The organism is Halobacillus sp. ABA4_118 (genome assembly GCF_056160205.1).
The window spans coordinates 2124868-2138030 of the sequence record NZ_JBSWWS010000001.1 but is presented as its reverse complement, the minus strand read 5'-3'; the positions used below and the strand labels follow the sequence as shown (position 1 = coordinate 2138030).

Sequence of the window (13163 nt, the reverse complement as noted above, 5' to 3'; positions counted from 1 at the left end):
GATCCATGCTGTGCTGTATAACAAACCAAAGCCATGAGAAAGTATCTCATGGCTTTGGTCATCTTATTTTCTAAGAGTATGTGATTAATTTTCCGGTCATCTCCTCATAATCTTTGTTCATAATTTCCCACGATCTTTGAATGTCATCATCTAAACCAAACAAACCGCTACGACCTACAATATATATATCCGGCCCAGCTGCATCAATTTTTTTAAATGATTTCCTATTGGATGATCCATCCATTTCAATGAGGAAACCATAATCTTTTCTTTTTCTAAGTTCCCTTAAATTAACAATCTTATTTAACGTACTTTCGATAAAACGTTGACCTGCAAATCCGGGATCGATTGTCATAATTGTAATTTTATCGACTAATTCTATATATGGGTAGACTATGTCAATTGGAGTTTCAGGGTTTAAAACAACTCCCGCTTTTAATCCTGCATCATGGATTTGATCAATTAAACGAAAGGCGAGTCCATCCAAGACTTCAGCATGCATGCATATCCAATCGCACTCTATATCAATCAGCCTTTGAACCCATAGACTTGGGTCTGTAACCATAAGATGCGCAGAAATAGGCAAGTCACTTATTTTTCTAACTTCCTCGATAAACCATGGTGATAGTGTAATATTGGGAACATAATGCCCGTCCATAATATCCACATGATAAGAATCTACATGATGATTTAAGAACGTTATCTGCTCTTTAAATTTATCTAAGTCCATTGTCATTAAAGATGGAGAAAATTCCACTTTTTTCATGACCAGTATCCTCCTTATATTTATAATGATCTATGTTTTAAGTAGATGAAGCAGCTCTTTACAATACTTTGATATCAGCTAGATCAATTTCCTCTTCGTCTTCACCATTATCTTCTGACTCCAAACTAAGTTGTTCCTGAGATTTATGTTTCTTTATTAGCGCTAAGGTCGAACCTGTAACAAGTATATTTACCATAAGCGCCGCCACTCCCGACCAAGGGTTAGTCATAGTTGGTAACATTAGTACTCCACCAAACGGTACAGTTGCATCAGCTCCTAACACCATCGACACTGCTCCACCGGCAACACCGCCAACTGCTGTAGCAATTAAACAGCGTACAATATCGTTCATAACAATTGGAATTACACCTTCAACAATGTTAATAAACCCCATTGGCACCGCTGATTTCAGTGCTTCCGTTTCTATAGGGGTATAAATGTCTTTTCTAAATAACTTCCCAATAAAATAAGCTAATCCAAAACCAATTGGTGTAGCTGTATTCACCAACTGTAAAGCTGTAATTGGTCCATTAATACCTTCAGCCTGTAAGGTTAATACAAACGCAAAAACTGTTTTATTAATGGGGCCACCATAGTCTATCCCACTCAATAAACCAACAACTCCACCAAACATCACCAAAGAAGATGATCCTAGGCTATTTAAAGCATTTGTTAATAATGAGGTAAAGGCAGAAATGGGAGATCCAATTATATATACCATAATTAGCCCGCCTATAATGGAAGTAAAGAAAGGAATGATCAAAGTCGGCATTAGTCCTTTAGCCCATTTAGGTACTTTTAGGAACTTTATTAATGAAATTGCTAAATAACCTGATATAAATCCTCCTAATATTCCACCAATAAAGCCCGCACTAATTACATTAGCAGTTAAGCCAATAATAAATCCTGGAGCAATTCCAGGTTTACCAGCAATGGAATAGGAGATTCCTGTTGCTATGACTACAGGAAGCAAGCCTAGTCCAGCAGCCCCCATTGTCGCTAATGTATCCCAGAAAGAAAATTCACCTTGAATGAGTGCACCCTGACTTGTACCACCAAATCCCATACCAATTGCTATCAAGAATCCAGCCCCACAAACAATTGGAATTAAGTATGAAATTGCTGTTAACAAATGTCCCTTCAGATTTAATTCCTTTAAACTCCCCATCTTCCATCCCCCTATCCCATTAAATAACATAATGAACAGCTATTTATCCGTTGGCTTTTCAAAAAGTAAGACTTCAGTAATTAAATCACAGAAAAGTTCTACCGACCCAAAACGAACCATTAACTAGAAAAAGCTTCTTTAACGTCTTCTACTTTCTCAGACAGCAATATTTTTTTTATCACTTCATCATTACCTAACTTTCTCGCAAATAACGAAAGTAACTTCAGGTGATTTTTAGCCCCTTCATTGTCATTACCAACAGCAAAAAGAATTATCCCTTTCACACCGTTCCCATCTAGTGTTTCCCATGGTATTTCGTTTTTATTGACCCCTATTGCAACTCCTATTTCTTTCACAAAATTACTCTTACCATGAGGAATTGCAATATAGTTTCCAATGCCGGTTTGACCTTCTTCTTCCCTGGCATAAATATCTTTCATAAAACGTTTTATATCAGTTATATATCCATTTTCCAGTAGTAACTGTGCCAATTCATTTAGAGCTTCATCTTTATTTTGGGCATTCATATTTATTTTGATTGTGCGTTCATTCAAAATTTTACTAATTTCCAAAATTACCACCCCGCCTCCCAAATTTTCCTTTATTGATTCTGTTTTTGTTTTATTACTTCTTCTGCTTTTTTTATGAGTTTATTAGGTGACTTCACTGCTACTTCAGTTGGGACTTGAATAATGCGTTTCCCTTCAAACCGTTCTCTACCTGTTATTTTCACATCAGCTGCTAAAATAACAAGATCTGCTTCTTGTATTTGATCTAAAGAAAGCTCATTTTCCGTCCCTATCGTCCCTTGAGTTTCTATGGAAATTTCATGCCCTGCTTTCTTTCCTGCATTTTCCATTTTCTCCTGCGCAATGTACGTATGTGCAATTCCTACTGTACAAGCTGCAACGCCAACAATCTTCATCATAATTCCTCCTTAAGGTTATGAAGTTCTTTATAAAATCCTGTTTCTTTTTCGATATTTATTAATTTACTTATAAATTCTTCATCAGCTAAAGACCTAGTAAATGTAGTAATCTTTTTCTTTACCTTTTTCTGTTCATCCGACTTCATTAGGATTGCAATGATTAAGCGAAGATCACTTGTAGACTCGCCCCATATTATGGGTGTTGTTGGTCTAATAATAATTATTTGAGTCTCTAATACATGTTCGCTTTCAATGTGAGGAAGGAGAACATGCTCATCTATTAATGGACTTCCAGCTTTTTCTCTTTCTATGAATTGATGGAGAATATCGTATTTCTTTTCAGGATGGCCATTTTTGCATGTGATATATGAAAGATAGTCGTACACTTCCTCTTTAGTTTCTAAATTACAGTCCAAACAAATCCGATAAAAAGAATTATCGTTCATTGTAAATCTCCTCTATTTTCCTTTGAAGTCTTTTCTGGTCATCTATCGTAAACATGGCACTCACTAATAAATGTTGCATTGGTATATTTTCTTGAATATGAACAGTGGTCAAAATCAATTCAATTTCTGGATATTTCTCCTTTAATTGCTGAATGTTTCTTGATGCTACTACATCCACTATTTCTAACTCAGGAAATCTTTTAGATGCTTTTGCTTTCAATAGTTCAGATGTTCCAATTCCAGTTGTACACATAATCAACGTTTTAATAGGACGCTGATGTTGATTTGTTTCAATTATCTTTGCAAAATAGAGAGTAATGAATCCGTTCTCATCATCATTTATTACCGGAAAATTATAAGTTTTACTGATTACCTCAGATACATTTTTCACATTGTAGAATATTTCTTCATAAGTCACTTTAATCTGACTTAACAAACTGTTTTTAACCCGAATATTATGCTCTAATCTATTAAGCATCGGCTTGATATGATTGGCCAAATCTACAAAGATGGTTTGATTATCTATATTTATACCTATTTTTGCGCTCATTTCATTAATATATGTCTGAGTTACCTTGATCACGCTTGAAGACAAGTTTGTTAATGATTCAAATGTTCCTTGCATTCTTGATGAAACTAAATATTGGTATAAAAAGTAGATTTCCATTTCAGGTAGAGGGCTATTCAAGTAATCTTCTATATTATTGATAATAGCTTTAGCAACTTGGTATAAATCAAAATCATTTTTCATATTTTCTCTTTTCTCATGTGATGCTTCACCTAAGAATATAAAAGCTGGGTTTTTTCTAGAACGGCTTAACAATATATACAAATGAGAAAAGATATTTACGTTGTATGGATAAGGAACAGTTATGTTCAAATCTTTTTCAATTTTTCTTAATTGATCTAAAATAATCAGGACATCAAACTTATTAAAATAAAGTTTAGAATTCGTTTTTAAATCATCAATATCAATGATGTTAAAAATTTCAATTATCTCTTTAATAGCCTTTCTTATATTAGACTCTTCCCCCATTACAGAGAGTGTCCTATTTTTTCTTTCCAGCAACAAATTATACTTCTTAAGTTCTTCGCTCATAATTTGTTCATCATTAAAGATTACTGAATCACCTACATAATAGGAATCGTATAGATAATATATTTTTATAGGTTTAGGTGAAGAAAGTAATAATTCTTCCATTATTCTTTTACGTCTTTCAGCAGGTGTAAAATAGTCTTCATTATATTTTTCATTGTTTTTTTGGTGATTGATGTATTTCTCATAATCTAGTTTGTAACCACGTCCGATCTCAGAAACAATCAGTGAATCATCCACGTTCTCATCGTTAATTTTTTTTATTAAACGGTATATTGTTTTTTTTGACGTATGGAGTACTTCTGCTAAATTCTCTGAAGTAACGTAATCTTCATTTTTTGAAAGAAACAGTAGCAACTTTTGTTCACGATTATTTTTAGAACTCACAATATCCCTCCTTGCAACTTTATATTATCTCAAGTTTCAGAAAGCGCTTCCTTGTTGAATGTCCATTGCAACGGACAATTTTTAAACAGTCTATACTATTTGTTAAATATGCACCATCTCAAAAGTCCTGAGTTCCTCAAATAATTCTTTCTAAAGTTTTACACATCTATGTCCTGATGTTGAAAATCCACAATGAGTTACACATTTTTCAGGTCACAAAAAAAGCAGGAGAACTATCCCCTGCTCTTCGTGCACTTCTCTCAAATATATCTCAAATTCAATCTACCAATTACTTCTTCTCTAACCATGTTACACACTCCACGTGACTCGTCTGCGGGAACATATCCACCGGCTGGACCTCTTTCGTCTCATAGCCGCCATCTTCCAGCACTTTAAGATCTCTCGCAAGCGTCGATGGATTACAGGACACATATACAATACGCTCCGGTTCCATATCTAGCATCGCCTTCAACAGCTCTTCGTCACAGCCTTTACGCGGTGGATCGACAACGATCACATCTGGACGAAGCCCTTGGTTACGCCACCATGGCATCAGCTTTTCTGCTTCACCAACGAAGAAGTCTGCGTTGTCCATCTTGTTGAGACGTGCATTCTTTTTCGCATCAGTGACGGCTTCCGGTACGATTTCGACGCCGTACACTTTTTTCGCTTTCTGAGCTAAGAAAAGAGAGATGGTTCCGATGCCGCAGTAAGCGTCAATGACGGTTTCGCCGCCTCGTAGATTCGCATATTCCAACGCTTTATCATACAACGTTTTCGTCTGAGTCGGATTGACCTGATAGAACGATTTTGGTGAGATCATGAATTTGATGTCACCGATCGTATCGTAAATGTACTCATCGCCCCAAAGGACGTTCGTTTCTTTTCCTAAAATGACATTCGTTCTCGCGCTGTTCACGTTATGAACGATGGACTTCACATTTGGAAATGCATCGTGGATCTCACTGATCATTTCATCTTTATGAGGCAGTTTTTTCGTTTTCGTTACGATGACGATCATAATGTCATTCGTATTCTGCCCTGTGCGGACCATGATGTGACGGAGCACACCTCGGTGGGTCTGTTCGTCATAGGCATCCAGCCCGTGCTTGGATGCGATACGGCGGACGGTTTCCACCATGCGGTCGTTCACTTCGTCCTGGATCAGGCACGTATCCATATCAATGATGTTGTGGCTGCGCTTTTGATAGAAGCCGGTCATCAATTCACCGTCTTCCTTCTGTCCGACCGGGATCTGTACTTTATTGCGGTAGCGCCACGGATCTTCCATCCCCATCGTCGGGTGGACAGGCACGTGTTCCAGATGCCCGATTTTCTTCATGTTGTCTTTGACCTGCTTCTGCTTCATATCCAGCTGCATCTGGTAGCTCATATGCTGAAGCTGGCAGCCTCCGCATTGATAGAATACGTCACACGGCGGCTCGACACGGTGTTCACTTTCCTCGCTCACCTTCAAGAGTTTACCGAAGCCGAAGTTCTTTTTCACTTTCACGACCTTCACATCAGCCGTCTCGCCGGGAAGGCCATACGGTACGAAAAGCGGATAGCCATCAACTTTCCCTACCCCATTGCCTTCATGCGTCAAATCCTCAAACGTCACTTGTATCGTCTCATTCTTCTGTACAGGCGGCTTCACCTTCGCCATCATTCATCCGTCCTTTATCTATATACTCTAACCGTAGTTTATCATATCTTTAAGTGCGGAGTCGCCCTGATAGCTGCGACAAGCATAAGAACAGCGGAACTGAAAAGCGTTCTTCCTTTTCAGAGCCGGTGGACTTATGACCTCGAGCAGCTGGGCGACGCAGCCGGATATCTTTAAGTGCGAAGTCGCCCCGACAGCTGCGACAAGCATAAGAACAGCGGAACTGAAAAGCGTTCTTCCTTTTCAGAGCCGGTGGACTTATGACCTCGAGCAGCTTGTGGAGGCCTGCGGACTTCTACCTCAAACAATTCCCTCACGAGCACTTACAAACAAAAGAAAAGAACGCCACTGTTCCAACAGCAGCGCTCCCCCTTATTCTTCTTCCTTGAACTTATCTTCCGGTACAAAAAACTCCAGATGCCTGTATAAATTGACAAATTCCCCGGGCAATAATCCACCGAATTCCCCATCAATATTCAGCTGCATCTTTTCATCCGTCTTCACTTTCACACGGCTGGCCGTGGTGTGGATGAACTTCGGATGGTTCAGGTGATTTCCCTGAATCGCGAGTGTGGCCAGACGGGCAAACTCGGCGACGTTCATTTTTTCGATGATCATCAGATCAAACAGGCCGTCATCCATACGTGCGGACGGAGCCAGCTTTTCGAGTCCGCCGACGGAGTTCGTGTTACTGACGAGGAACAGCATGATTTCTCCTTCATACCATTTGCCGTCATACTCGATTTCTACACGGGTCGGACGGATGGATGGCAGCATTTCGATGCCTTTCAAGTAATAGGCAAGCTGACCGATCATCGTCTTCAGTTTACTTGGTACTTCATAGGAAACTTCGGTGATCTTTCCCCCACCGGATATGTTCATGAAGTACTGATCATTCACGCGTCCTATATCAAGAGGGTGGGTATAATCCTCAAGGATGATATCGACGGCTTTATGGATGTTTCTTGGGATGTGCAAGGCACGGGCAAAATCGTTGGTAGTCCCGACTGGAATGACGCCGAGCTTCGGTTTATGGTCCTGTTCGGCAAGTCCGTTGATCACTTCGTTAATGGTTCCGTCGCCTCCTGCGGCTACAACGACGTCGAACTCCTGCTCGACGGCATAACGGGCGGCCTCAGCGGCATCGCCGGCACACGTTGTGGCATGCGCGGAGGTTTCATAGCCGGACTGTTCGAATCTCTGTAATATGTCCGGGAGAACCTTGCGAATGAGTTCTCGTCCAGAGGTCGGGTTATATATAATTCGGGCACGTTTCATCATATGACCCCCTTTATCCAAGCTTGTTCCATCATACATCATATCTTTTTTTCCTGTTTTTGCAAACTTTATATAGTATATGACCGTTCGTCCTAAACCATACGAAAGCACGCACCCGGGAGTGCGTGCTTCGTCCCTCTATGATTCAGTCCAGGCTTCGTTTCAGCGCTTATCCATTTCTGCCAGAATGATTTTGTTTACCATCGGCGGGTTGGCCTGGCCTTTGGTTTCCTTCATTACCTGGCCGACGAGGAATCCGAGGGCGCGGTCTTTACCATTTTTGTAGTCTTCGATGGACTGCGGGTTGTTGTCCATGATTTTCACGATGATTTCCGTCAGCTGGCCTTCATCGGAAATTTGAACAAGTCCTTTATCCTTAACGATTTTCTCTGGATCGCCGCCGTTTTCCACAAGCTCTGTGAAGACTTTCTTGGCGATTTTAGAAGAAATCGTACCGTCTTCGATCAGCTGAATCATCTTAGCCAGGGATTCAGGTGTCAAAGCAAGGTCGGACAATTCTTTATAGTGCTTGTTCATGTAGGCGGATACTTCACCCATCATCCAGTTGGACGCCTGCTTCACGTCAGCACCCTGACCAATCGCTTCTTCGAAGAAATCGGAAAGCTCTTTGCTGTTGGTGAGAACCATTGCGTCATAAGCGGGCAGCTCAAGCTCCTCGATGTAACGCTTCTTACGGGCATCCGGAAGCTCAGGGATTTCCGCACGGATGCGCTCTTTCCACGCCTCATCGATGTAAAGCGGGACAAGGTCCGGCTCTGGGAAGTAACGGTAGTCATCCGAACCTTCCTTCACACGCATCAGGATCGTTTCCTTCGTCTGCTCGTCATAACGACGGGTTTCCTGAAGGATTTCGCCGCCCTTCAGCAGCTCCTGTTCCTGACGCTTCTCTTCGAATTCCAATCCTTTTTGAACGAAGGAGAAGGAGTTCAAGTTTTTGAGCTCGGTTTTCGTACCGAATTCTTCCTGACCGATCGGACGGATGGAAAGGTTGGCGTCACAACGCAGGGAACCTTCTTCCATCTTACAGTCGGAAACGCCTGTGTACTGGATGATGTTTTTCAATGCTTCCAGGTAGGCGTATGCTTCTTTCGGAGAACGGATATCCGGCTCGGATACGATCTCAACAAGCGGTGTACCCTGACGATTGTAGTCGACAAGGGAGTAGCCGTCGTCGCTGTGCGTCAGTTTACCCGCGTCTTCTTCCATGTGAAGACGGGTAATACCGATGCGCTTTTTCTTTCCATCGACTTCGATGTCGATGTAGCCATTCTCTCCGATCGGCTTATCAAACTGGGAGATCTGATAAGCTTTCGGGTTGTCCGGATAGAAATAGTTCTTACGGTCGAACTTCGTATCTTCCGCAATGTCACAGTTCAGGGCCATGGCCGCTTTCATAGCGAAGTTCACCGCTTCTTCGTTCAGCACGGGAAGAACGCCCGGATACCCGAGGTCGATCGGGTTGACGTTCGTATTCGGATCATCTCCGAACATGTTCGGAGACGGGCTGAAGATTTTGGATTCGGTTTTCAGTTCTACGTGGACTTCAAGTCCAATGATCGTTTCAAAGTTCATGAGCGCGCACCTCCAAGGGACGGGCGTTGGGTATGGTAATCGGTAGCCTGCTCGAAGGCGTGAGCGGCACGGTAGACAGTACCTTCGTCAAAGTGTTTTCCGATGATCTGCAGTCCGATCGGCAGTCCTTCACTGGAGAAGCCGCAAGGAATGGAGATCCCCGGAACACCGGCAAGGTTGACGGGAATCGTCAAGATGTCATTGGCATACATCGTCATTGGATCGTCCACTTTGTCGCCGACTTTAAAGGCTGGTGTCGGCGTTGTCGGTCCAACGATGACATCGTAGTCTTCGAACACTTTTTCGAAATCGTTCTTAATAAGGGTACGTACCTGCTGGGCTTTCTTATAATACGCATCGTAGTATCCGGAGCTCAGCGCAAATGTTCCAAGCATGATCCGTCGTTTCACTTCGTCACCGAAGCCTTCTGCGCGGGAACGCTTGAACATATCCAGCATAGACTCCGCATCTTCCGCACGCTTGCCGTAGCGGACACCGTCAAAACGGGCCAGGTTGGCAGACGCTTCTGAAGAAGAAAGCAGGTAGTACGTGGAAAGCGCATATTTGGAGTGCGGCAGGGAAACTTCTTCCCATGTCGCCCCCATTTTTTCGTATTCTTTCAGGGCAGCCTGAACCGCTTCTTTTACCTCAGGAGCGACACCTTCAGCAAGGTATTCCTTCGGTACAGCGATTTTCAAACCTTTCACATCACCTGTCAGAGCCTCTGTATAGTTTGGCACTTCTACATTGGCAGATGTCGAATCCATTTTGTCATGACCGGCAATCGTTTCCAGAAGGAACGCGTTATCTTCGACATTGCGTGTGATTGGTCCGATCTGATCAAGAGAGGATGCGAAAGCAATCAATCCGAAACGGGAGACACGGCCGTATGTCGGCTTCAATCCGACCACACCACAGTAAGCGGCCGGCTGACGGATGGAACCACCAGTATCAGAACCAAGGGAATAAGGGACTTCGCCTGCAGCAACAGCCGCCGCAGAACCACCACTGGAGCCACCTGGGACATAATCCGTGTTCCACGGGTTACGCACAGCAGCGTAGCTGGAGTTTTCGTTGGAAGATCCCATTGCGAATTCGTCCATATTCAATTTACCAATCGTGACGGACTTCGCGTCGTTCAGCTTGTTCACAACGGTTGCGTCATACAATGGATCGTTCAGGTTGGACAAGATCTGGCTTCCGGCTGTCGTACGAAGCCCTTTCGTTACGATGTTGTCCTTCACGCCGATAGGCAGACCGAACAGCTTCTCCGCTGCCGTTCCGCGCTCAGCATCCAGTTCTGCTGCTTTCGTCATGGCGGCTTCTTTATTCAGTGTGATGAAAGCCTGGATCTCTTCATCCACTTCGTCAATGCGCTTGTAGGATTCCTCTACAAGGTCCGTCACTGAGATTTCTTTATTATGTAGCTTCTCCTGAAGCTCTTTTAACGTGTACTCAAATAAAGACATCGTTGAACCTCCTTATTCCAAAATGGATGGGACTTTGAATTGTCCATCCTGTTTGTCTGGTGCATTTTTCAGTGCATCATCCTGGGTGATCCACTTCTTCGGCTCGTCCTTACGCATGACGTTTTTAAGGTCAAGGACGTGGGTTGTCGGCTCAACGCCTGTTGTATCGAGCTCATTCAGCTGTTCAGCATAGGTAATAATGTCATCCAGCTGTTTTGTGAATGTTGCTGCTTCTTCATCCGTGATCGCAAGACGCGCAAGATTCGCGACGTGCTTCACTTCATCTTTACTGATTCTGGACATAATGCGACCTCCATTTCGATCTCACATAATATATGATCATACCAAATTTAAGAATCCATTTTCAACGTACGTAACACACCTTTTCTATCTTAACATATCCACCGCCCCCTGTCTTTTTCCGTACGGATGGAAATTGACCACCGTTTCTGACAGAAAATTGAACACCAGGATGGAAGGCAGCCCTTCTTTTTTAAACCTGCTCAAACATAAAAAATCCCCGGTCCAGCGACCGGGGATGATTCTAGAAACTCAGCGTCTAGCTGCTTCATTGAATTCTTCAATGATTTCTTTCGGCGGTGTACCCATCAGACTGACGATCACCGTAGCAAGGGTGCTCAACAGGAATCCTGGTACGATTTCATAAAGATCGAAGATACCGCCGCTCAGGAAGTCACCCCAGATGACAACAGTGACGGCACCGACGATAATACCGGCGAGCGCCCCGTTACGGGTGATGCCTTTCCAGAACAAGGACAGGATGATGATCGGACCGAAAGCGGCACCGAATCCAGCCCATGCATAGGATACAAGTCCAAGAACGGTGCTGTCCGGGTTACCGGCAAGAAGCACGGCAATCAGAGCAATACCGGCTACGGCAACACGTCCGACCCATACCAATTCTTTTTCTGTAGCGTTTTTACGGAACAACGCCTTGTAGAAGTCCTCTGCCAGTGCAGAAGAAGATACAAGAAGCTGGGAGTCAATCGTACTCATGATCGCAGACAAGATGGCTGCCAACAGGATACCCGCAATGATCGGGTGGAACAGGATCTGAGAGAACGTGATGAAGATCTTCTCAGAGTCGGCAAGCATCTGGATGCCGCCTTCTGTAATGACTTCAGCATTAAACGTGGACAAGTCCGCTACATCAGCTGTGTTGATGTAGGCAAGTCCGAACAAACCGGTGAAAATGGCACCGTACAGGCCGAGAACCATCCAGCCGATACCAATCAGACGGGCTTTCGGTACATCCTTAGGTGAACGAAGCGCCATAAAACGAACAAGAATGTGCGGCTGACCGAAGTAACCAAGTCCCCAGGCAAGGGAGGAAATGATAGCCAGAGCACCGACACCCTGTACCATGTTCAAGTGGGATGGATCAATCTGGGCAACAGCGTCTGTCGCTGCGCTCCATCCACCAAGCTCAGATACAGCCACAATCGGCACAGCGATAAGAGCAAGGAACATCAGAATTCCCTGGACGAAGTCTGTCCAGCTTACAGCCAGGAAGCCTCCAAGGAACGTATAAGAAATAGTTACGATCGCGCCGAGCCATAAAGCCTGTGTATAGCTTAAGGCAAATGAAGCTTCAAACAGCTTCGCACCGGCGACCATACCGGAGGAAGTATAGAAGGTGAAAAATAATAGAATGACAAATGCAGATATAACACGCAGAACGTGGGAGTTGTCACGGAAGCGGTTCTCAAGATAGTCAGGAACTGTAATCGAGTCATTCGCAACCTCTGTAAATACACGAAGACGACGCGCGACAAACTGCCAGTTTAAGTAGGCACCGATCGCAAGACCGACACCGATCCACGCTTCAGACAATCCGGAAGCATAAATCGCACCCGGCAGGCCTAACAGCAGCCAGCCACTCATATCAGAGGCACCGGCGGATAGTGCGGCTACTCCTGGTCCTAAACGACGACCGCCTAAGACATAATCGGATAAATCAGATGTTAGACGATATGCGGCAAATCCGATACCCAGCATACCGATTAAATAAATGATAAACGTTATTAACGTTGCAGTACTCATGGTTTGTTATTCGCTCCTCTCAGTAAATAGGGAAATAAGTGATAGAATAATTAGTATTGGCATTGGGACGAACAACCAGAACCAGGTCGCCCCGGCGATGGATGCTGATGCTGCAGTCGCGAGCTCAAACAAGTGGTTCACCTCCTTCAAGACTTATGATATACAATGTTATGCATTTGTACCGACTTATGGTTCTTGAGTCACAAAGACTCAGGGAAACCAAACACGGATACAACTATATCATATAACTTTTGACTGAACATTGCAAAAATTTACATATTTTTACCTATTTGAATAAATAT

12 protein-coding genes are annotated in these 13163 nt (G+C 43.3%); all 12 read right to left on the bottom strand.

The window, feature by feature from the left end:
- Positions 1-70 precede the first annotated feature (70 nt).
- The 12 genes from alsE to putP all read right to left on the bottom strand — a co-directional run bounded on the left by alsE (position 71) and on the right by putP (position 12861).
- Entirely contained in the window at positions 71-766 is a 696-nt protein-coding gene (gene alsE, locus ACXAGL_RS10605) for a D-allulose 6-phosphate 3-epimerase (protein WP_474972039.1), read from the bottom strand.
- Between the two features lie 58 nt (positions 767-824).
- Positions 825-1934 (bottom strand): PTS fructose transporter subunit IIC, encoded by a 1110-nt coding sequence (locus ACXAGL_RS10600; RefSeq protein ID WP_474972040.1) that lies wholly within the window; start codon positions 1932-1934, stop codon positions 825-827.
- Positions 1935-2053: 119 nt separating this feature from the next.
- Positions 2054-2515, bottom strand: a complete 462-nt coding sequence (locus ACXAGL_RS10595; RefSeq protein WP_474991122.1) for a fructose PTS transporter subunit IIA — start codon at positions 2513-2515, stop codon at positions 2054-2056.
- A 20-nt stretch (positions 2516-2535) separates the two neighbouring features.
- Positions 2536-2859 carry a PTS fructose transporter subunit IIB gene (locus ACXAGL_RS10590; RefSeq protein WP_474972042.1) on the bottom strand — a complete coding sequence of 108 codons (324 nt, stop codon included), beginning with the start codon at positions 2857-2859 and terminating at the stop codon, positions 2536-2538.
- Positions 2859-3308: a PTS sugar transporter subunit IIA gene (locus ACXAGL_RS10585; RefSeq protein ID WP_474972043.1), complete on the bottom strand. Its 450-nt coding sequence runs from the start codon at positions 3306-3308 to the stop codon at positions 2859-2861. The genes ACXAGL_RS10590 and ACXAGL_RS10585 overlap by 1 nt, the downstream gene beginning before the upstream one ends.
- Positions 3298-4791, bottom strand: coding sequence for a BglG family transcription antiterminator (locus tag ACXAGL_RS10580; RefSeq protein WP_474972044.1), 1494 nt, complete (start codon positions 4789-4791; stop codon positions 3298-3300). Before ACXAGL_RS10580 ends, ACXAGL_RS10585 begins: the two co-directional genes overlap by 11 nt.
- A 289-nt stretch (positions 4792-5080) precedes the next feature.
- Complete coding sequence (rlmD, locus tag ACXAGL_RS10575) at positions 5081-6457, bottom strand: 23S rRNA (uracil(1939)-C(5))-methyltransferase RlmD (RefSeq protein WP_474991120.1); 1377 nt, start codon at positions 6455-6457, stop codon at positions 5081-5083.
- Between the two features lie 372 nt (positions 6458-6829).
- Positions 6830-7735 carry a diacylglycerol kinase gene (locus tag ACXAGL_RS10570; protein WP_474967412.1) on the bottom strand — a complete coding sequence of 302 codons (906 nt, stop codon included), beginning with the start codon at positions 7733-7735 and terminating at the stop codon, positions 6830-6832.
- Between the two features lie 162 nt (positions 7736-7897).
- Complete coding sequence (gene gatB / locus ACXAGL_RS10565; protein WP_027955740.1) at positions 7898-9328, bottom strand: Asp-tRNA(Asn)/Glu-tRNA(Gln) amidotransferase subunit GatB; 1431 nt, start codon at positions 9326-9328, stop codon at positions 7898-7900.
- The gene (gene gatA / locus ACXAGL_RS10560) at positions 9325-10797 is read right to left on the bottom strand and encodes an Asp-tRNA(Asn)/Glu-tRNA(Gln) amidotransferase subunit GatA (protein ID WP_474967411.1); all 1473 of its coding nucleotides are present in this window, start codon (positions 10795-10797) and stop codon (positions 9325-9327) included. Before gatA ends, gatB begins: the two co-directional genes overlap by 4 nt.
- Positions 10798-10809: 12 nt before the next feature.
- On the bottom strand, positions 10810-11100 hold the full coding sequence (gene gatC, locus ACXAGL_RS10555; protein WP_160839217.1) for an Asp-tRNA(Asn)/Glu-tRNA(Gln) amidotransferase subunit GatC: 291 nt from the start codon (positions 11098-11100) through the stop codon (positions 10810-10812).
- A 249-nt stretch (positions 11101-11349) separates the two neighbouring features.
- On the bottom strand, positions 11350-12861 hold the full coding sequence (putP, locus tag ACXAGL_RS10550) for a sodium/proline symporter PutP (RefSeq protein WP_474967410.1): 1512 nt from the start codon (positions 12859-12861) through the stop codon (positions 11350-11352).
- Positions 12862-13163 lie beyond the last annotated feature (302 nt).

What these genes read in the sequence shown, in the direction of transcription:
- ACXAGL_RS10585 (WP_474972043.1), bottom strand. Translation starts at nt 3,308, where the DNA reads ATGAACGATAATTCTTTTTATCGGATTTGTTTGGACTGTAATTTAGAA.
- putP (WP_474967410.1), bottom strand. Translation starts at nt 12,861, where the DNA reads ATGAGTACTGCAACGTTAATAACGTTTATCATTTATTTAATCGGTATG.
- rlmD (WP_474991120.1), bottom strand. Translation starts at nt 6,457, where the DNA reads ATGGCGAAGGTGAAGCCGCCTGTACAGAAGAATGAGACGATACAAGTG.
- alsE (WP_474972039.1), bottom strand. Translation starts at nt 766, where the DNA reads ATGAAAAAAGTGGAATTTTCTCCATCTTTAATGACAATGGACTTAGAT.
- gatA (WP_474967411.1), bottom strand. Translation starts at nt 10,797, where the DNA reads ATGTCTTTATTTGAGTACACGTTAAAAGAGCTTCAGGAGAAGCTACAT.
- gatB (WP_027955740.1), bottom strand. Translation starts at nt 9,328, where the DNA reads ATGAACTTTGAAACGATCATTGGACTTGAAGTCCACGTAGAACTGAAA.
- ACXAGL_RS10590 (WP_474972042.1), bottom strand. Translation starts at nt 2,859, where the DNA reads ATGAAGATTGTTGGCGTTGCAGCTTGTACAGTAGGAATTGCACATACG.
- gatC (WP_160839217.1), bottom strand. Translation starts at nt 11,100, where the DNA reads ATGTCCAGAATCAGTAAAGATGAAGTGAAGCACGTCGCGAATCTTGCG.
- ACXAGL_RS10570 (WP_474967412.1), bottom strand. Translation starts at nt 7,735, where the DNA reads ATGAAACGTGCCCGAATTATATATAACCCGACCTCTGGACGAGAACTC.
- ACXAGL_RS10600 (WP_474972040.1), bottom strand. Translation starts at nt 1,934, where the DNA reads ATGGGGAGTTTAAAGGAATTAAATCTGAAGGGACATTTGTTAACAGCA.